This window comes from Aliiroseovarius sp. B-4, from assembly GCF_056857795.1.
In genome coordinates this window covers 106789-125533 of the sequence record NZ_JBSXNV010000041.1, presented here as the reverse complement: position 1 = coordinate 125533, position 18745 = coordinate 106789, and the positions used below count along the sequence as shown (strand labels likewise).

At 60.2% G+C, this 18745-nt stretch carries 16 protein-coding genes; 6 read left to right on the top strand and 10 right to left on the bottom strand.

Annotation, left to right across the window (positions count from 1 at the left end; translation table 11 throughout):
- Positions 1 to 54: 54 nt before the first annotated feature.
- On the top strand, positions 55 to 537 hold the full coding sequence (locus AC13C8_RS16050) for a fasciclin domain-containing protein (protein WP_482848299.1): 483 nt from the start codon (positions 55 to 57) through the stop codon (positions 535 to 537).
- Between the two features lie 65 nt (positions 538 to 602).
- On the opposite strand, the gene AC13C8_RS16045 is transcribed toward AC13C8_RS16050, so the two are convergent.
- Positions 603 to 1046, bottom strand: a complete 444-nt coding sequence (locus AC13C8_RS16045) for a hypothetical protein (RefSeq protein ID WP_482848297.1) — start codon at positions 1044 to 1046, stop codon at positions 603 to 605.
- A 289-nt stretch (positions 1047 to 1335) separates the two neighbouring features.
- Between AC13C8_RS16045 and AC13C8_RS16040 the strand changes: the two genes are divergently transcribed.
- Complete coding sequence (locus AC13C8_RS16040; RefSeq protein ID WP_091429688.1) at positions 1336 to 3219, top strand: SLC13 family permease; 1884 nt, start codon at positions 1336 to 1338, stop codon at positions 3217 to 3219.
- 4 nt (positions 3220 to 3223) lie between these two features.
- On the opposite strand, the gene AC13C8_RS16035 is transcribed toward AC13C8_RS16040, so the two are convergent.
- The 5 genes from AC13C8_RS16035 to bcoG form a co-directional block, all read right to left on the bottom strand.
- On the bottom strand, positions 3224 to 4009 hold the full coding sequence (locus AC13C8_RS16035; RefSeq protein ID WP_482848296.1) for a carnitinyl-CoA dehydratase: 786 nt from the start codon (positions 4007 to 4009) through the stop codon (positions 3224 to 3226).
- A complete protein-coding gene (locus tag AC13C8_RS16030; RefSeq protein ID WP_482848294.1) occupies positions 4010 to 6040 on the bottom strand; it encodes an acetate--CoA ligase family protein in 2031 nt (676 codons plus the stop codon).
- Between the two features lie 271 nt (positions 6041 to 6311).
- Positions 6312 to 7472, bottom strand: a complete 1161-nt coding sequence (locus AC13C8_RS16025; RefSeq protein WP_482848293.1) for an acyl-CoA dehydrogenase family protein — start codon at positions 7470 to 7472, stop codon at positions 6312 to 6314.
- Entirely contained in the window at positions 7472 to 8866 is a 1395-nt protein-coding gene (locus AC13C8_RS16020; RefSeq protein ID WP_482848292.1) for a carnitine 3-dehydrogenase, read from the bottom strand. The genes AC13C8_RS16025 and AC13C8_RS16020 overlap by 1 nt, the downstream gene beginning before the upstream one ends.
- Positions 8863 to 9774: a 3-dehydrocarnitine:acetyl-CoA trimethylamine transferase BcoG gene (gene bcoG / locus AC13C8_RS16015; protein WP_482848290.1), complete on the bottom strand. Its 912-nt coding sequence runs from the start codon at positions 9772 to 9774 to the stop codon at positions 8863 to 8865. Before bcoG ends, AC13C8_RS16020 begins: the two co-directional genes overlap by 4 nt.
- A gap of 80 nt (positions 9775 to 9854) precedes the next feature.
- Between bcoG and AC13C8_RS16010 the strand changes: the two genes are divergently transcribed.
- Positions 9855 to 10829 carry a GlxA family transcriptional regulator gene (locus AC13C8_RS16010; protein ID WP_482848288.1) on the top strand — a complete coding sequence of 325 codons (975 nt, stop codon included), beginning with the start codon at positions 9855 to 9857 and terminating at the stop codon, positions 10827 to 10829.
- Here AC13C8_RS16010 and AC13C8_RS16005 read toward each other — a convergent pair.
- Genes AC13C8_RS16005 through AC13C8_RS15990 form a run of 4 tightly spaced genes read right to left on the bottom strand, consistent with a single transcriptional unit; the run spans position 10804 to position 14873 of the window.
- The gene (locus AC13C8_RS16005; RefSeq protein WP_482848287.1) at positions 10804 to 11460 is read right to left on the bottom strand and encodes an NnrU family protein; all 657 of its coding nucleotides are present in this window, start codon (positions 11458 to 11460) and stop codon (positions 10804 to 10806) included. The genes AC13C8_RS16010 and AC13C8_RS16005 overlap by 26 nt on opposite strands.
- Positions 11461 to 11499: 39 nt before the next feature.
- A complete protein-coding gene (locus AC13C8_RS16000; protein ID WP_482848286.1) occupies positions 11500 to 12459 on the bottom strand; it encodes a glucokinase in 960 nt (319 codons plus the stop codon).
- Positions 12456 to 13790, bottom strand: a complete 1335-nt coding sequence (locus AC13C8_RS15995; protein ID WP_482848284.1) for a GH1 family beta-glucosidase — start codon at positions 13788 to 13790, stop codon at positions 12456 to 12458. Before AC13C8_RS15995 ends, AC13C8_RS16000 begins: the two co-directional genes overlap by 4 nt.
- A gap of 42 nt (positions 13791 to 13832) precedes the next feature.
- Entirely contained in the window at positions 13833 to 14873 is a 1041-nt protein-coding gene (locus tag AC13C8_RS15990) for a LacI family DNA-binding transcriptional regulator (protein ID WP_482848282.1), read from the bottom strand.
- Between the two features lie 304 nt (positions 14874 to 15177).
- On the opposite strand from AC13C8_RS15990, the gene AC13C8_RS15985 reads away from it, so the two are divergent.
- The 3 genes from AC13C8_RS15985 to AC13C8_RS15975 all read left to right on the top strand — a co-directional run bounded on the left by AC13C8_RS15985 (position 15178) and on the right by AC13C8_RS15975 (position 18742).
- Positions 15178 to 16530: an ABC transporter substrate-binding protein gene (locus AC13C8_RS15985; RefSeq protein ID WP_482848281.1), complete on the top strand. Its 1353-nt coding sequence runs from the start codon at positions 15178 to 15180 to the stop codon at positions 16528 to 16530.
- Positions 16531 to 16613: 83 nt separating this feature from the next.
- Positions 16614 to 17609 (top strand): carbohydrate ABC transporter permease, encoded by a 996-nt coding sequence (locus AC13C8_RS15980; protein ID WP_091429706.1) that lies wholly within the window; start codon positions 16614 to 16616, stop codon positions 17607 to 17609.
- Positions 17606 to 18742: a carbohydrate ABC transporter permease gene (locus tag AC13C8_RS15975; RefSeq protein ID WP_091429708.1), complete on the top strand. Its 1137-nt coding sequence runs from the start codon at positions 17606 to 17608 to the stop codon at positions 18740 to 18742. Before AC13C8_RS15980 ends, AC13C8_RS15975 begins: the two co-directional genes overlap by 4 nt.
- Positions 18743 to 18745 lie beyond the last annotated feature (3 nt).

Genomic DNA, 18745 nt, shown 5'->3' with positions numbered 1-18745 from the left:
CGCTTTCCGTATCCTTCATACAACTTCCAACTGGGACTCAGAAAAGGATACACCATGCTTCGCAGAACCTTTCTTTCGATCACCACCGCAGCGCTTCTGGCCACACCGGCCATGGCGGACAGCCACTCGATGGACATAGTTGACACCGCTGTTGCGGCGGGCAGCTTCACCACTCTCGTCGCGGCTGTCGAGGCCGCAGGCCTTGTCGAAACCCTGAAGGGCGAGGGTCCGTTCACCGTTTTCGCTCCGACGGACGAGGCTTTCGCGGCCCTGCCGGAGGGCACTGTTGAAACGCTTTTGATGCCCGAGAACAAGGATCAACTGACCGCGATCCTGACTTACCATGTGGTTCCGGGCAAAGTGATGTCCGGTGACATTGCGGGCAAGAGCATGGACGTGGAAACCGTGAATGGCGCAATGGCTATGGTGGATGCGACCGAGGGCGTCAAAATCGACGGTGCGAACGTCGTTCAGGCAGATATCGAGGCCTCGAACGGGGTGATCCACGTGATCGACGCGGTGATCATGCCGAAATAAGCCAACCGGCTTATGTCAGGAACCCGGCGGCGATCCCCTCGCTGCCGGGTTTTCTTTTGCGTCCGTCAGTGGAAATCGGTCGCGTATTCCGGTCCGAATTCTGGCCGTGTCTGTAAATCTGCCTGCGAGACCTGTGCCAGGACGATGGTTTCACCCGCTGTCGGATGAACCACCGTAAACTCGGCGGCCTCTGCCGACACCCGTTTGACACCATTGGTGTCGTCGTCGGGCACAGCGAGCACCATGCCGTGCACGTCACCCTCGGTATTGACCATCAGTTCGGCGACATAACCCGCGACGTTGCGGTCGTGGTCATAGACAGGTGCGCCCAGAATGGGGTTCAGATCGTTTTCATAGATGTTCAGTTGATCGGCACCATACCCAACCGTGTTGGGGTTGATGGCAGCAAGGGCTGTCACATCACCGCCCCCATCTTCGTCAGGCAGAGATTGCAATGCCATTGCCGACAAGGCCGAGGCTGTTGTGATCGCCAAAGCGACCGGGATCATCTTATTTGCACGTTTCTGTTTCATACGTTGATAACGCTGATGGACACGGAAAGTTCCTACAGTCTGGAAAATCAATATTTGACAGATGCTTGTCAGCCTTTGTTTCCATAGACCTGATCCCATGAATGGGCAGATATCCGCTCCACAAACCGCGCTGAGTGACGCTGTGCAACGCTGTGCAACGCGTGGATTTCCCTTAAAAAATTGATTTTTGGCGGAAGTTCACTCTAAGCTGAGACATGGCTGATGATCGCGGCAACTGATCGTGACGCAGCCAAAGGGGGACAGGATGGAACCGATTGTCTTTTCGCTGGAAATGGGCGTCGTGAGCGCGATGCTGGCGTTCACCGTGTTCCTGTTCGTGTCCGAGATCGTGCGCATTGATCTGGCCGCAATCCTGATCCTCGTCATCCTTGGTATCCTGAGCTACATTCCCGCGCTGTCCAATCTGGCCGAGGTCAATCGCCTGTTCGACGGGTTTGCCTCGAACGCGGTGATTTCGATCATCGCGGTGATGATCGTGGGGGCAGGTCTGGACAAGACCGGGCTGATGAACAAGGTGGCCGCGACGATCATGAAACGTGGCGGCGCAACCGAGGCGCGCATTCAGCCGATCGTGGCAGCCACGGTCGGTGTGATTTCCAGCTTCATGCAAAACGTGGGGGCGGCCGCACTGTTTCTGCCGGTGATAAGCCGTATTTCGACACGCTCAGGCATTCCTCTGAACCGTCTGGCCATGCCGATGGGGTTCTGCGCCATTCTTGGCGGCACGATGACAATGGTGGGCTCGTCACCGTTGATCCTGTTGAACGATCTGATCCAGACGGCGAATAACAGCTTGCCGGACGGCCAGAAGATGGCCAGTTTCGGCCTGTTCTCCGTCACCCCGATCGGTGCCGTTCTTATCCTCAGCGGGATCCTGTATTTCCTGCTGCTTGGCCGTTGGGTGTTGCCCGAAGGCGGTTCTGCCAGCAGTTCGTCGGTCGGGCAGGGGATGTCGGCCTATCTGAAGCGGGTCTATGGCATCAGGGCCAGTGTCCATGAGGTCGACGTGCCTGCCGACAGCCCCTTGGTGGGGCAGATCCTTGCGGATGTGAACCTTGAAAACAACCTCTACATCATCTCGACATTCTATCGCGGCAAGACCTCTATGGTGCAGGTTCTGACCGCCGAGATCGCCGCACCCTGTCGGCTGGCGATCATCGGCAAGAAAACAGTGGTCGAGGCGTTCGCCGAAAAATATGGCCTGACAATTTTCCCCGAGTTGGACGTTTTCGTCGAGGAGTTTGCCCCCACCAATGCAGGCATCGCCGAGATTGTCATTCCGCCGGAAAGCAAACTGATTGGCAAATCCCCGCGCGATCTTCTGTTGCGCAAGACCTATGGATTGTCGCTGTTGGCGATCCACCGGGGAGAGGAAACGCTGAGCCATGTGGAAACCGAGGAACACAAACCGACGGCCATCGGCTTGGTCAAGTTTCAGGTCGGCGACATGCTGGTCGCCCACACCCGCTGGGACAATCTGACTCAACTGAAAGACAACCGGGATTTCGTCATCATCACGTCCGATTTCCCGCAAGAGGAGTTGCGCCCGCACAAGGTGGGCTGGGCACTTTTGTTCTTTGCGATCTCGATCTCGATGATCCTGTTCACCGACATTCGCCTGTCGCTGTGCCTGCTGACCGGGGCCGTCGGGATGCTGCTGGCGCGGGTGATTTCGATAGACGAAGCGTATCAGGCTGTCGGGTGGAACACCGTGTTCCTGCTGGCGAGCCTGATCCCCTTGGGGCAGGCGGTGCAGAACACCGGCACCGCAGAATGGATTGCCCAGCAGATTCTATCCATTCTGGACGGCTGGCCGCTCTGGTCGCTGCAAACCGGCATTGCGATCCTGTCCACTGCCTTTTCTCTGGTCATGTCGAATGTGGGGGCCACCGTGCTCTTGGTGCCGCTGGCAGTGTCGATCGCGGTGGCGGCGGGCGGCGACCCGGCGCTGTTTGCTTTGACCGTGGCGATCTCCACCTCGAACTCGTTCATCATCCCGACCCATCAGGTGAATGCGCTGATCATGGGACCGGCGGGCTACAAGGTGAAAGACTTTGTGAAAAGCGGAGGGATCATGACCGTGATTTTCCTCGTGGTGTCACTCGTGATGCTGAACGTGGTCTTCTGATCGCTCACTTACCCTTCCACACGGGGTCGCGTTTTTCGGCGAATGCGCGCGCGCCTTCCACCTGATCTTCCGAGCGGTAAAGTTTCTCGACCGTTTCAAACTGGCTTTTGGTGATCCGGTTCATCGCGTCTTGAAACTTCATATCCTCGGCCTCGCGCACAACCTCCTTGATCGCGGCATAGACCAGCGGTGGGCCAGAGGCGAGCAGGGCCGCCATCTTGCGCGCCTCGGCCATCAGGTCGGCGGCGGGATAAATGTGGTTGATCATGCCCCAGCGTGCCGCCTCGTCCGCGTCCAGCCAGCGACCGGTGAACAACATCTCCATCGCGATGTGATAGGGAATGCGCTTGGGCAGTTTGATGCTGGCGGCATCGGCCACGGTGCCGGACCGGATTTCCGGTAGCGCAAAGCTGGCATGATCGGCGGCCAGAATGATGTCGGCAGACAGGGCCAGTTCCAGCCCACCGCCGCAGCAAATACCGTTCACGGCGGCAATCACCGGCTTGTTCAGCCCGCGCAACTCCTGTAAGCCGCCAAACCCGCCCAGCCCGTAATCGCCATCGACCGCGTCGCCCTCAGCCGCCGCTTTCAGATCCCAACCGGGGCAGAAGAATTTTTCACCCGCGCCTGTGACGATCGCCACGCGCAGGTCGGGGTCGTCGCGAAACGCGGTGAACACCTCGCCCATGATGCGGCTGGTGGCTAGGTCGATGGCGTTGGCCTTGGGGCGGTCCAGCGTGACCTCAAGCACTTGACCGTCGCGGTGGGTCTTGATGGGGGTGTCGGTCATTCAGATGTCTCCTGTCCGGATAAGGGCGTCGGCGGCGATTGCGCCGTCTGGCATAACGATCAGCGGATTGATCTCAACCTCGTCAGCGGGCGCGGCCATCACATGGGCCTGCACCGCCATCACATTGTCAAGCACCGCCTTGATGTCGGCAGCGGGCGCGCCACGGTATCCGCGCAGCAGCGGCGCGATACGAAGACGCATCAGGGCGGCATGAATTTCCTCTCGAGTAGACGGAACCAAAAGCGATTGGCTGTCTTGCAGGATCTCTGTCAGCACGCCGCCAGCGGCAAGCGTCAGGACATAACCATGCGCCGGGTCGCGGGTGACGCCGATCAACAGCTCAACAATGCCACCGGTGATCATTTCCTCGACCAAAAAGCTCTCGCTTTGCATGGCGCGCGCAGCCTCGACGACGTGGGCCGCGCTTGTCAGGTTCAGCCGGACCGCGCCCGCCTCGGATTTATGCGCATGTCCTTCGCCCTTCAGAACCACGGGAAAGCCGATCTCTGCCGCCGCGCGTGCGGCCTCTTCCGGCGAAACGGCAGGGCGCGACTGTGGGACCCGCACGCCATGCGCTGCCAAAGCCCGTTTGGCGGCCCGTTCCGTCAGCAGGCCGCGACTCTGAGGCGGTGCAAGAAAAATGGGCGCCGGCGTGTCAGGGTTGCCCCCAAACGCAGCAGCCACCTCGATCGCATCAATCGCATGGTCCAAACCGCAAAGCGGCACGATCCCTGTCGCAAGCAATCGGTGTGCGGTCGCCTCTGGCATTGTCTCAGGCAGTGACGAGACGATGCCCATCGGCACACCGCTGACGTCACGCGCCCGCTCGACCGCGTCAATCACCAGATCCCAGGCGGGCGAGGTGCAGCGATCAGAGCGCGGAAAGTCCAGCACGACCATGCCGAACCCAAGATCGGCGCGCATCATGGCGGTGAACGTGTCCGTCATCGCCTGAAGATTGCCCCAGATATAGGTGTGGTAATCCAAGGGGTTGGCCAGCGCCACCATGGGGCCGAGAGCCGTGCGCAGCGCTTTGATCTGGGCGGGGGTCAGCGCCGGAAAGCTCACATTCCTGCCATGTGCGCTGTCGGCCACAAGACTGGCCTCGCCGCCCGAACAGGACATGGAGGCGACCCGGTTGGACCTGAGCGGCCCCACGGTATGAAGCAGCTTCAGCGTCTCAAGCAATGCTGGCAGAGAGGACACTTGCCCAATCCCCAATCGCGCCAACAAGGCCCGCGCACCCACGTCACTGCCTGCAAGTGACGCGGTGTGGCTGATCGCGGCGGTGCGCGCGTGATCAGATTGACCGACCTTGAGCGCGACGATGGGCTTGCCAAGTGTGTGGGCTTTTGCGGCCAAGGCCTCCAGCGCGCGAAGATCACCTACGCCCTCGATATGCAGACCCAGGGCGGTCACGCGCTCATCGTCCAGAAGCGCCGCGCCGATCTCGGCCAGCCCGGTCTGCGCCTGATTGCCAACAGTCACCACATAGGCAATCGGCAGGCCGCGTGTCTGCATCGTCAGATTGATCGCAATGTTCGAACTTTGTGTCACCAGCGCAACACCCGTGTCACAAGACACCCCGCCATGCTGGTCGGGCCACAGGATTGTCCGGTCAAGATAGTTAAGATAACCGTAACAATTGGGACCAATGATGGGCATATCGCCCGCCGCCGACAACAATTTTCCCTGCATATCCGCGCCGTCATTGCTTTCCGCCGCTGCTTCTGCAAACCCGGATGCAAAACAGATCGCGCCGCCCGCACCTCGTGCGGACAATGCGGCTACCACTTCGACCGTGGCGTCGCGATTGATACCGACGAAAACGGCATCAGGGGCAGCAGGTAATGCGTCGACAGAAGTGAATGCCGGCAGGCCACAAACGCTGGGAAGCGTCGGGTGCACAGGCCAAATCCGACCCCGATAGCCGATCTTCTGACATTGCTCGATGACCTGGGCGCACCACGCGCCGCCGCCGATGACTGCGATGGTGCGTGGACGAAAAAGGCGCTCAAGCTCACGCGACATGGCCCGGACCTGTCCATTTGGCTCCGCCAGGGAAAGGGCGCAAGGGGCGCTGCCCCTCTTGGCCGTTGGCCAATTCACCCCGGGATATTTTGGGCCAGAAGAAGAAACGACTTGTTAACCAGTTTGGGTCAGTATCGGAGTGCGGTACAGGCGGGGACGCCGATGGCCGCGCCAGGAGAAGCACGAACAGGTGTTTCAACGCGCGGGGGGATCCAAGCGATCCTCCCGCGTTTCTTCTGGCTGAAAATATCCTCGCCGAAGGCATTGAATCTCATGCTCCCAAGGGGCGAAACAGGTCGCGGCTGATGATATGGCGCTGAATTTCCGAGGTGCCGTCCCAGATGCGTTCGACACGGGCGTCGCGCCAGAACCGTTCCACGGGGAAGTCGTTCATCAAGCCCATCCCACCGAAAATTTGCAGCGTGGTGTCGGTGACGCGGGCCAGCATTTCCGAAGCGTAGAGCTTTGCGGATGCAATCTCGCGGTTGGCGGGCAGGTTTTGGTCCAGCCGCCACGCGCCGGACAGGGTCAGCCAGTCGGCGGCGTCAATTTCGGTGATCATGTCTGCGACCTGAAAGCTGACACCCTGAAATTTCGCGATGGGCTGGCCGAATTGCTTGCGTTCGGCCGCATAATTCAGGGCCATGTCAAAGCAGCGTCGCGCGCGGCCGACGCAGAAGGCGGCGACGGTCAGGCGGGTGGCGTAGAGCCATTCGTTCATCACTGCAAAGCCGCCGTCGACTTCGCCCAGAACCTGAGCGTCGGGCAGGCGGCAATTGTCGAAATCGAGGATACAGTTCCTGTAGCCCTTGTGGCTGACCGAGGCGTATCCGTCCCTGACGTCGAAACCGGCTGTGCCACGGTCAACGAGGAAACAGGTGATACGTTTCTTCGGCCCGCGCGGTGTGTCATCAACGCCGGTTGCGATGAAAACAATAAAGAAATCAGCATGTTCCGCACCAGAGATGAAGTGCTTGGAGCCGTTGATGACCCAATCGCCCCCATCACGCACCGCCGAACATTTCATGCCCCTTACGTCCGATCCAGCGTCGGGTTCGGTCATGGCAAGGGCGTCCATCTTCTCGCCCCGCACGGTGGGCAAAAGGTAGCGGTCGCGTTGATCGCCCTCGCACGCCATCAGGATGTTCTGGGGACGTCCAAAGAAATGGGTCAGCGCCATCGACCCGCGCCCCAATTCGCGTTCGACCAGCGTGAAATCGAGATGTGACAGGCCCGCGCCGCCGACTTCTTCGGGGAAGTTGCAGGCGTAGAAGCCCAGGCCGATGACCTTCTGCTTGATCTCTTGCCCCAGTTCATGCGGCACCTGGCCGGTGCGTTCAACCATGTCCTCGTGGGGGTAGATCTCGTTCTCGACGAAGCTGCGCACGGTCGAGACGATCATTTTCTGCTCTTCACTCAGTCCGAAATCCATCAGGTGGCTCCTTTCGCGTGCAGGGCGGCGAGTGCGTCGATGCGGGCCTCGACATCGGCGCGCGGCGGGCAGGATTTGCGGGTGATCAGGTCCACATGCAGCAGGAACTGGTCGCAGGTCGCCAGCAGCCCGCCATCTATCGCGCGCTTCATCTCGTGCCACAGGCGCAGCTTTTTGCCTTCGCCCAAGGTGACGGTCGTATCGACATAGACTGCGTCGCCCGCATGGCATTCGTCGATGTATCTGATGTTGGTTTCAGCGGTGAAATAGCTGAGGCCAGACGCGATGTAACCCGCGTCAGCACCGACATGGATCATGATGCGGTCGGCGGCGTCCGAGAACACCTGACCATAGCGCCCTTCGTTCATATGGCCGTTATAGTCGGTCCAGTCCACCGGCACGTCACGGGTGACTGTGCGCAGGGGGACGGCGTCGGTCATGGCGGGCCACAGGTCCACCTCGTGTTCGCGGATCACGCGGCCTGCGCCGGAACCAGCCCCTCGCGTTTTCAGCGCGCGCAGCATCGAGACCAGGTTGTCGTCGCGCAGGCGCTCCAACTCGCGGATCGACATATGGCCGGATTGGGCATCGGACTGGCCGGCGATCAGGTCAACCAGTTCATCGGTGAATTCCGGCACGTCCATCAGCTTGGTCCAGGGCCAGGACAGGCAGGGGCCGAACTGCGCCATGAAGTGCTTCATGCCAGCTTCGCCCCCCGCGACTCGATAGGTTTCAAACAGGCCCATCTGCGCCCAGCGAAGGCCAAAGCCCATGCGGATCGCCTCGTCGATTTCCTCGGTTGTTGCGATGCCGTCCTTGACCAGCCACAGCGCTTCACGCCAGACAGCTTCAAGGAAACGATCGGCAATATGGGCGTCGATTTCCTTGCGAACTTTCAGGGGGAACATACCAATGCCACTTAAGATAGCGGCGGCGCGGGTGCAGGTGTCGGCGTCGCCCACAAGCTCGATCAAGGGCAGAAGATAGACCGGGTTGAACGGATGCGCGACAATGGCGCGCGCGCCTTTTTCGTTCAGTTCCGAGGGTTTGAAGCCCGATGTTGATGAGCCGATGATGGCGCTGTCCGGTGTGTGACGGATCAGGTCTGCAAAGACCTTGTGTTTCAGTTCCAGCCGTTCCGGCACGCTTTCCTGAACCCAGTCGGCGCCCGTGACGGCTTGGGCCAGATCACGGTGATAGGTCAGTTGCCCCTCGGCAGGCAGCGCGGTTTCGTAGAGGCCCGGCAGCGCGCGGCGGGCGTTGGTCAGGACTTCGCCGATCTTGCGTTCGGCTTCGGGGTCGGGGTCGAATACGGCCACGTCCCATCCGTTCAGCAGGAACCGAGCGGCCCAGCCGCCGCCGATTACGCCGCCGCCGATGATCGCCGCCTTCATTTGGGCGCCCTTTTCACAAGGCCAAGCTTCTTGCGCACGTCCTCGGGGCCGATCACGCGGGCACCCATGCTTTCGATGATGCCACGCGCGCGGGTCACAAGCTGTTCGTTGGTCGCAAGCTCTCCCTTGCCAAGCCACAGGTTGTCCTCAAGCCCCACACGCACATTCCCGCCCGCCAGCACGGCCGCCGCGACATAGGCCATCTGGTTGCGCCCCAGCCCGAAGGCCGAGAAGGTCCAGCCGTCCGGCACATTGTTGACCATCGCCATGAAGGTGTTCAGGTCGTCCGGCGCCCCCCACGGCACACCCATGCACAGCTGCACAAGGGCGGGGCTGTCCAGCACGCCTTCCTTCACCAACTCCTTTGCGAACCACAGATGGCCGGTGTCGAAGGCCTCGATCTCGGGTTTCACGCCAAGATCGGTCATCATCTGCCCCATGGCGCGCAACATGCCAGGGGTGTTGGTCATGACATAATCGGCCTCGGCGAAATTCATGGTGCCACAATCCAGCGTGCAGATTTCAGGCAGGCAGTCGGCCACATGGGCGACCCGTTCGGCGGCGCCGATCATGTCTGTGCCAGCTTTGTTCACCGGCATGGGCGCGTCGGTCGGGCCGAAGGTGATGTCGCCACCCATACCCGCGGTCAGGTTCAAAACCACATCCACATCGGCGTCGCGAATGCGTTCGGTCACTTCGCGATAGTATTTCAGGTCGCGCGATGGGGTGCCGGTATCGGGGTCGCGCACATGACAATGCACAATGGCAGCGCCTGCTTTCGCGGCGGCAATCGCGCTGTCGGCGATCTGTTTCGGGCTGCGTGGCACATGGGGCGAGCGGTCTTGCGTGCTGCCCGATCCGGTAACGGCGCAGGTGATGAAAACATCGGTGTTCATGGAAAGCGGCATGGGATCCTCGCAGAATGGTTCGCGTGTTGGTTCATGATGTCCGGGATTGACGCGCGTGATGTGCGGAATTATGCAAAACTATGCAGAGTTGGTCGAAATCCTACACGAAACCCCACATCATCAGCTTTTTGCTGTTCGACCGCTTTTCCAACCTCGCGCTTGCCAACCTGCTGGAGCCGTTGCGGGCGGCGAATATGTTGTTGGGTCGGAACGCCTATGAATGGCAGATTTGCACACCAGGTCACGGCGTCGTTCATAGCTCCAGCGGGTTGCCGGTGATGCCCACGGCGCGGCTGTCGGATATGGGGCGTGGTGATCTTTTGTTAGCTGTGGCCAGTTATGACTATCCAAGCCATGTCACGCTGGACAATGCAAAGATACTGCGCGGACTGGCGGCGCGGTTTAAGACCATGGCAGGGGTCGATACCGGCGCGTGGCTGCTCGCGGCGGCGGGGCTTCTGGACGGGTGCCGCGCCACCATTCACTATGATCTGCTTGATGCGTTCGCCGAGCGGTTTCCCAACATCGAAGTTGAACGGGCCCGCTGGGTGCAGGATCGCAACCGCATCACATGCAGCGGCGGGATGGCGGCCTATGAACTGACCTGTGATCTGATCAAAGAAGATCACGGGGCGGCGCTGCTCTTGGAGATCACGCAATTGTTCATGTCCGACAGCATGGCCACGCCACACGCCTTGACACAGGTGCGTGGGGATCGACGGGTCGAGACCTGCCTGCGCGAGATGGAAGCCCATATCGAAGCGCCATTGACGATACCGCAATTGGCGCGCCGGTCGGGTTGTCGTCAGCGCGATCTGGAACAGCGGTTCGACCGTCATTTCGGCGCCTCACCACAGCAGGTCTATCGCCGTTTGCGTCTGAATGCCGCCCGACGAATGTTGGCCGATGGAGGGTTGTCGATTTCAGAGGTTGCGTTGCGCGTAGGCTATAGCGACGCCAGCGCCTTCAGCCGCGCCTTTCGGGCAGAGTTCGGAAAGACACCGCGTGACATTGCACGCAACGCTCCGGTCAGGGCAGAGGTTCGACACCGATGATCGGGCCGTGCAGCGACAATAAAAGAGCATAGACAGCCACCGCAGCAGCGATGCGGATCAGACCGTTTTTTGTCACTGTGATCCCGCGTCTTGTATCTGCCAGCCGTGCCCATTGCGCTTGTCCCATGACGCGTTTCTTGCGCCGGTCAATGATCCACATTCCCAAAAGTGCAAAGCCTGCGAACACGCCGAACAGGATCACGTGGGCAAGATTTCCGTTTGGGATCATGTGCCCCAAGGCCCAAAGGAACAAGGCAACCAGCAACGGATGGCGCATCCAGCCGATCAGGCCGGGGTGGTGGGGATCGAAGCGGTCGTTGTTCGCGCCACCAAACGACAAGGGGTTGGGGCGGCCGATGGCCAGTGCGGCAATTACGCAGACCAGAAACATCACGGTCAGCGTCACGTGGTTTTGCCACGGTGCCCAATCCCACAAGCCGACAAAGGGCGCGCGTCCGGCGGCCACGATCACCAGTGCCAGAACGGCAATGGACAGGACCGAATAAGCGGCTGTGAAGCCGCGCGGCCCAAACGCCTTGACCAGCCGCGATTTCACCGCCGGGCGCACCGGGATGGAATGCGTCAGGAAGAACACGGTGAATGCCAGGATATACCCGCCCCATCCGATCATGGCTGTCTCCGATTGCTGCTGTTTTCGGTTGGCCTTTTATTACTGATTGTCGGAACGTGCCAGAAAATGCGCACAGCCCGACAGTGCGGCATAATCGTCTTCGACCAGACGGACCGAGAAGGCGTTCAGGAAATCGCCGAACCGGCCCTTGTCGGTCATGGCGGCATCAAACCCGCACCGGTCAAACCAAGGGGCCACCGCGCGGGACATGCCACCGATCAGGTAGATGCCACCAAAGGGCAGAAGGGTCAGGGCCAGATCGCCTGTCACACTGCCCAAGGCGGTGACGAAGGCCCCTATGGCACGCACCGCCACTGGGTCGTCAGCGTCGGCGGCGGCAAAAATCTCGGCGGCGGTGGCGGTCTTGTTGTCCCCCGATCTGGCCGACGCCCAGGCATAGCACCGCTCCAACCCGCGGCCGGACAAGATGTCCTCGACCCCGACATGGCCAAGTTGTGCCTCAAGAAACTGCGACAGATCCCATTGGTCCGCGCCCCGTGCGGCGAATGTCAGATGTCCGGCCTCGGAGGGGGGCACGAACCGTCCTTTGGCGGTCTGAAACACCGGGGCGCAGTTGAACCCGGTGCCAACGCCGATCACCAGCATCGCGGCATTCGGGTTCTCGTCCGCGCCCTGTTTCAGCGTGACAAGATTTTCGTCGGCAATATGCCCAAGCGCGTGGCCTTGTGCTTGCAGATCGTTCATCACCGCGCCGCGATCTGCGCCTGACAGCTTGGCCAGCGTGTCTTTGTCGATTTCCCAGTTCAGATTGGTCAACCGCCCCGCGCCGTCCTTGACTGGTCCCGCGATGGCAACCGCTGCCCGTTTGCAGGGGGGGGTGCCTTGACCCTCCAGATAGGCGGCCAAAAGCTGCGAAAGCCCGGCATAGTCGGCGTTGCGGTGCTTGACGATGCTGTCGGTCAATAGTTCCGTGCCGCAGGCGAGGGCGACGCGGGTATTGGTGCCGCCAACATCGGCGACAAGCGAAAATGAGGTCATGGGCGCGACAAGGCCTTTCTGAGTGCATGATAGGACGCCTTTGGCGTGCGCTTGAGTGTTTCGAAATCGACATGGACCAGCCCGAAGCGCGGCGCATAGCCCAGGGCCCATTCATAATTGTCCAGAAGCGACCAGGTAAAGTAACCTTTTACCGGAATACCCTCTGTGATGGCGTCCTGCACGACGCCCATGTGAGCGGCCAGATAGGCAGTGCGGTCCGGGTCGTCGGTCGCATCACCCTTACGCTCGACCAGCCCGGCCATGCCGTTCTCGGTAACATAGATCGGCAGGTCGCCGGTGTATTCAGACGCGACCATGTTCAGGAAATGGGTGAGCCCTTCTGGGTAGACCTCCCACCCCATGGCGGTCTTGGGCAGGGGGCCGTCATGTTCGCGCGTTGCAGGCCACGGGGCGGACGGGTCTTCTGCCGGGCCGTAAATCTTGCGGGTGTAGTAGTTGACCCCGATCCAGTCGATGGGCGCGGTGATCGTCTGGAAGTCATGCGGCCATCCATCGGGCAGATGTGGCTCGATCCCTTCCAGCACCGCGTCGGGATAGGTGCCTTTGGTGATGCCCGACAGGAAGAACCGGTTATAGATCGCATCCTGCACCCGGGCGGCCTTTTGCGCGCCGGGGCTGTCATCTACGGGGGCGGCGTATTCCATATTGCAGACCGCCCCAAGGTTCGACATGCCCAAGCCACGCATCACCTCGATTGCGCGGCCATGGGCCAGAAGCACGTGGTGCATGGCGCGCGCCGTGGCGCGGATATCGCGCAGGCCGGGGGCGTGGTGGCCGTCAAAATGGCTGAGCCACGAGACACACCATGGCTCGTTTATCGGCGCGGCGGACCACACACGATCCCCGATACGGGACATGATGACCTCAGTAAAATCGGCAAACCAGTTCGCGATGTCGCGGTTGCGCCAGCCCCCCAGATCAGCCAAGGGCGATGGCAGTTCCCAATGATACAGCGTTGCGGCAGGCTTGATGCCGCGTTCCAGCATCCCATCGACCAGTCGCTCATAGAAATCCAATCCCGCCGCGTTGGGCGTGCCGCGCCCCTCTGGCAGCACCCGCGCCCAAGAGGTTGAGAAGCGGTAAACATCGAACCCGGCGTCTTGCACAAGATCCAGATCCTCGGCCCAGCGATCCAGATGCCCACAGGCCACGGCCCCGTTTTCCGCCCCTGCCACATTGCCGGGCGTGGCGGCAAAATCGTCCCAATGCGTGCGCCCGGCACCGCCTTTGGAATGGCCTTCGATCTGATAGGCGGATGTGGCGGTGCCAAACAGAAAACCATTCGGAAAATCAGTGCGATGTGGCAGCATCTTGATCTCTTTCTAGTGTGGGTTCTACAGGTGTGGGCCGGATCAGCCAGCCTCTGCGTGCATCGGGGCGGCAGGGCCGGTCGACAGGCCCAATGTCAGGTCTGCCTCAAGCAGTATTTCACGGGGTGTATCGCACCGCTGCATGATGTCGATCAACATCTGTGCCGCTTTGCGCCCGGCATCCCGAACCGACGAGCGTGTGGCGGTGTAAACGGGGATGTCAGCGCCGTTTCGGAAATAGCTCAGATCATCATCATGGGTGATCAGCGACACATCGCGCCCCATGCGCAGCCCCAGTTCCTCGATCCCACGCCGAACACCGATGGCGGTGATCATGGAACTGACCAGAATGGCCGTGGGCGGATTGGGCTGGGCCAGAAGGGTGCGGGTCAAATCGTGTCCCTGTGCCTCGGTCATTTCGCCTGCGAACATCAGGTCCGGGTCGGGGGTGATCCCGCGCGCCGTCAACGCCGCCTCGTAACCTGCGCGGCGGCGGATCGCGAAATCCATATGTTCAAGCCCGTTGACCAGGGCGATACGCCGATGCCCCAGATCCAGCAGAAACTCTGTTGCCCGCTGAAAGGCGCGCTTGTTGTTCACATCCACCCAGGCATAGGGCGCGTCCGTGTTGGAGCTGCGCCCATGCACGACATAGGGCAGCCCTAACGCGTTCAAAAGTGGTATGCGCGGGTCGTTCAGGGTGGGGGCGTGCAGGATGATGCCGTCCACATTCCGTTTGGTCAGGAAACTGCGATAGGCATCGTCTTCATCCGCATCCGGGACAACAGACAGCAACATGTCATATCCGTTGCGGGAATAGACCTCGCCCGCGCCGGCGATGAAGTCACCGAAGACGGGGTTTACCATTTCATGCTTCGAACTGATGGGGATCACATGACCAATTGCCATGGCGCGGCCAGTTGCAAGAGATCGGGCCCGCGTATTTGGCGCATAACCATGTTCGCGCGCCGCGGCTGCAACCCTTTTTCGCGTCGCTTCTGATACTTCCGGATACCCGTTCAACGCACGGCTGACGGTGGTGGGGGACAAGCCCAGAATATCCGAGAGTTCTTTCAGTGTCATCGTGGTCGCGCAGTGTTCCAAAGCGGTTTGAATATCGTCTACGTTACGCAGATGCGGCGACAGCGTCAAAGGAAGAATTACATTTAACATTGAAAATAAGGAATATCCGCCAAAATTGGTTTGCGCTAACAGCAATGTTGACAGGTGACGATTTCTGCGCGACTTTGAAGCATTCAAAGCGGTTTGGAGGAATGGCGAATCTGTTATCCAACGGTTTTGGTGAATTCATCAGGCGCAGCAGGCGCCGGGGTCGTTTGGACGGCTTCAAAACCTGGGAGGTCCATCTGGGCCATTGGGAGGAATAATGAAACACGTATTTTACGCAAGCGCGGCAGCGTTGGCGCTGACGGCTGGCATGGCGCATGCCGATGGTCATCTGAAATTCGCACCGGGCGAGGGCGCGTTCAGCTGGGACAGCTTCGAGGCCCTGAAATCCATGGATCTGTCGGGCGAGAAGATCTCGATCCTGGGTCCGTGGCTTGGCCCGGACAAAGAGCTGATTGAAAGCGTCATTTACTATTTCGAGGACGCGACTGGTGCGGATGTCGAATATTCGGGGTCAGACAGCTTCGAACAGCAGATCGTCATTGATACCGAGGCAGGCAGCCCGCCCAACATCGCCATTTTCCCGCAACCGGGTCTGGCGGCCGATCTGGCTTCGAAGGGCTTGTTGGCACCATTGCCTGCGGAAACCGCTGATTGGATACGTGACAACTATGCCGCTGGACAAAGCTGGGTTGATCTTGGCACCTATGCGGGCAGCGATGGGACCGAGGCGCTTTATGGCTTCTTCTACAAGGTCGATGTGAAGTCGCTGGTCTGGTATGTGCCGGAAAACTTCGAGGATGCGGGCTATGACGTGCCGCAGACGATGGAAGAACTGAAGGCGCTGACCGATCAGATCGTGGCCGATGGCGAAGTGCCATGGTGTATCGGTCTGGGGTCCGGCGGGGCGACGGGCTGGCCCGCGACCGACTGGGTCGAGGATATGATGCTGCGCATCAACACGCCCGAAGATTATGACGCCTGGACGACGAACGAGTTGCCCTTCGACGATCCCAAAGTGATCGCCGCGATCGAGGAATTCGGCGCGTTTGCGCGCAATGACGCCTATGTGTCCGGCGGGGCCGGTGCGGTTGCGACGACCGATTTCCGCGACAGCCCGCAGGGCCTGTTCGCCTCGCCGCCGCAATGTTACATGCACCGTCAGGCCAGCTTCATCCCGACCTTCTTCCCGGACGGCACCGAAGTGGGCGTTGATGCGGATTTCTTCTATTTTCCGGCCTATGCCGAAAAAGACCTTGGCAAACCCGTTCTGGGCGCAGGCACGGTCTGGGGTGTGACCAGCGATTCCAAAGGGGCGCAAGCCTTCATGGAATTCCTGAAATCTCCGATCGCGCATGAGATATGGATGGCCCAAAAAGGCTTCCTGACCCCGCATAAGGGCGTCAATACCGACGTCTATACCGATCCGACCGTGGCCAAGATGAACGATATCCTGCTGAATGCCGATACGTTCCGGTTTGATGGGTCGGACCTGATGCCTGGGGCCATCGGGACCGGTGTGTTCTGGACAGGCATGGTGGATTACGCGGGCGGCAAAGACGCCGCCGAAGTTGCTGCGTCCATCCAGGCCACCTGGGATTCGATCAAGTAATCATCTTCGATCGTCGCCCCGGCACCTGAACCGGTGCCGGGGCAACCACTTTACGCACCGCTGGGCGGTGGAAGGAGGGGGCTATGGACCAGTTGCTTTTCGCGGTTTCGACCATCATCGTGGGTGTCTTTGGCTGCGTCGCCTACTTCTATTTCTCGAATATTATTTTGGATCGGGTGTATCCGGCTTCAGGCCCGAACGCAGGGGCCAATATCAACAAGGCCAACGCGATCCGGCCATGGTTGTTCGTTTTTCCCGCACTGTTGGTTCTGGCGCTCTATCTGGTCTATCCGGTGTTCTCGACCTTCTTCCTGTCGATGCGTGACTCGCGCGGCGCATTTGTGGGGGCAGACAACTACACATGGCTGGCGGGGGATGACAAGTTCCGCGAAAGCCTTGGCAACAACCTGCTGTGGCTGGTCATCGTGCCGGCGGCGTCGACCTTTTTCGGATTGGTTGCGGCCGGGCTGACCGACCGCATCAGATGGGGATCAATCGCGCAGAGCCTGATTTTCATGCCGATGGCGATCAGCTTCGTGGGTGCCTCGGTCATCTGGAAATTCATCTATGACTATCGCGGTGACAATCAGGGCGAACAGATCGGTCTGCTGAACGCGATTGTCGAAGCGTTGGGCGGCACAGCGCAGACCTGGATCACGCTGCCGTTCTGGAACAATATCTTCCTGATGATCATCCTGATCTGGATCCAGACGGGTTTTGCCATGGTGATCCTGTCGGCGGCCCTGAAGGGCATCAGCGAAGAGACCATCGAAGCGGCCTATTTGGACGGCGCAACCGCGTTACAGATCTTTTTCAAGATCAAGATCCCGCAAATATGGGGCACGATTGCGGTGGTCTGGACCACGATCACCGTCACCGTCCTGAAAGTGTTCGACATCGTCTTTGCCATGACCAACGGCCAGTGGGGCACGCAGGTTCTGGCCAACCTCATGTATGACTGGATGTTCCGCGGAACCCCGGATTTCGGGCGCGGGTCTGCGATTGTCATGGTGATCATGCTGCTGGTGACGCCGGTCATGGTCTGGAACATATCAAACGCCCATAAGGAGACCCGCTGATGGAAATGGCTGGCACACGATCCCGCCTGACATGGGCGGTCAACCTTTCGGTTGGGTTTCTGGTCCTGCTGTGGATTATCCCGACCTTCGGCCTTCTGGTCAGTTCGTTTCGGGATCGAGATGCAATCTCGACCTCGGGTTGGTGGACGGCTTTGTCTGCTTCGGAGCAGAATGTCATCGTGCGCGCGGATGCGCCGGACAATGCGGTTCAGGAGGGCACCGTCTGGGTCGTGTCGGGCAATGTGTTCGACAGCGGTGCTGGTGATGTCACCGCTTTCGGCATCACCTCGCGCGAGCCCGAGGCCTTTGCCCCCGGCGAGGTCGCGACTCACGCAAGCGGCCAGCAGATAACGGTCGAGTCCAATGGCGACTATCGTATCACCTATGCCGAGCAACCGTCGGGCAATCGCGGACAGCGCCTGTTTGTGCGCGCCGAAAGCCCACCTGGCTTCACGCTGGACAATTACCGGGAGGTGTTGTTTGCCGAAGGCATGGGCAAGGCGCTTCTGAACACGCTGACGGTCACGATCCCCGCGACGATCATCCCGATCCTTGTCGCAGCCTTCGCCGCCTATGCGCTCGCGTGGATGGAAATGCCGGGACGCGCGCTGTTGATCGCAGGCATCGTGGGCTTGCTGGTTGTGCCCTTGCAGGTCGCGTTCATCCCGCTTCTCAAACTCCACAACACCGTCGGGATCGGAAAGGGATATATCGGCATCTGGTTGGCCCATACCGGGTTCGGATTGCCATTGGCGGTGTTCCTGCTTCGAAACTATATGGCCGGGCTGCCGGGCGAGATCATCGAAAGTGCGCGCGTAGATGGCGCCTCTGATTTTGCAATCTTCCGCAAGATCATCCTGCCGCTCAGCTTTCCGGCGTTGGCCTCGTTTGCGATCTTCCAATTCCTGTGGGTCTGGAATGACCTGCTGGTGGCCAAGGTGTTCTTGGGAACCGGCGAGGATCAGGTCGTGATGACCGGGCGCATCGTCGACCTTCTTGGATCGCGCGGCGGGGATTGGGAAATCCTTGCGGCCTCGGCCTTCGTTTCGATTGCGGTGCCAATTGCCGTCTTCTTCTCGCTGCAACGTTATCTTGTGCGCGGCCTGTTGGCCGGCTCGGTCAAAGGGGGCTGAGAC

What these genes read in the sequence shown, in the direction of transcription:
- AC13C8_RS15980 (WP_091429706.1), top strand. Translation starts at nt 16,614, where the DNA reads ATGGACCAGTTGCTTTTCGCGGTTTCGACCATCATCGTGGGTGTCTTT.
- AC13C8_RS16050 (WP_482848299.1), top strand. Translation starts at nt 55, where the DNA reads ATGCTTCGCAGAACCTTTCTTTCGATCACCACCGCAGCGCTTCTGGCC.
- AC13C8_RS15985 (WP_482848281.1), top strand. Translation starts at nt 15,178, where the DNA reads ATGAAACACGTATTTTACGCAAGCGCGGCAGCGTTGGCGCTGACGGCT.
- AC13C8_RS15990 (WP_482848282.1), bottom strand. Translation starts at nt 14,873, where the DNA reads ATGACACTGAAAGAACTCTCGGATATTCTGGGCTTGTCCCCCACCACC.
- AC13C8_RS15995 (WP_482848284.1), bottom strand. Translation starts at nt 13,790, where the DNA reads ATGCTGCCACATCGCACTGATTTTCCGAATGGTTTTCTGTTTGGCACC.
- bcoG (WP_482848290.1), bottom strand. Translation starts at nt 9,774, where the DNA reads ATGCCGCTTTCCATGAACACCGATGTTTTCATCACCTGCGCCGTTACC.
- AC13C8_RS16010 (WP_482848288.1), top strand. Translation starts at nt 9,855, where the DNA reads ATGCAGAGTTGGTCGAAATCCTACACGAAACCCCACATCATCAGCTTT.
- AC13C8_RS16040 (WP_091429688.1), top strand. Translation starts at nt 1,336, where the DNA reads ATGGAACCGATTGTCTTTTCGCTGGAAATGGGCGTCGTGAGCGCGATG.
- AC13C8_RS16030 (WP_482848294.1), bottom strand. Translation starts at nt 6,040, where the DNA reads ATGTCGCGTGAGCTTGAGCGCCTTTTTCGTCCACGCACCATCGCAGTC.
- AC13C8_RS16005 (WP_482848287.1), bottom strand. Translation starts at nt 11,460, where the DNA reads ATGATCGGATGGGGCGGGTATATCCTGGCATTCACCGTGTTCTTCCTG.
- AC13C8_RS16035 (WP_482848296.1), bottom strand. Translation starts at nt 4,009, where the DNA reads ATGACCGACACCCCCATCAAGACCCACCGCGACGGTCAAGTGCTTGAG.
- AC13C8_RS16020 (WP_482848292.1), bottom strand. Translation starts at nt 8,866, where the DNA reads ATGAAGGCGGCGATCATCGGCGGCGGCGTAATCGGCGGCGGCTGGGCC.
- AC13C8_RS16000 (WP_482848286.1), bottom strand. Translation starts at nt 12,459, where the DNA reads ATGACCTCATTTTCGCTTGTCGCCGATGTTGGCGGCACCAATACCCGC.
- AC13C8_RS16045 (WP_482848297.1), bottom strand. Translation starts at nt 1,046, where the DNA reads ATGATCCCGGTCGCTTTGGCGATCACAACAGCCTCGGCCTTGTCGGCA.
- AC13C8_RS16025 (WP_482848293.1), bottom strand. Translation starts at nt 7,472, where the DNA reads ATGGATTTCGGACTGAGTGAAGAGCAGAAAATGATCGTCTCGACCGTG.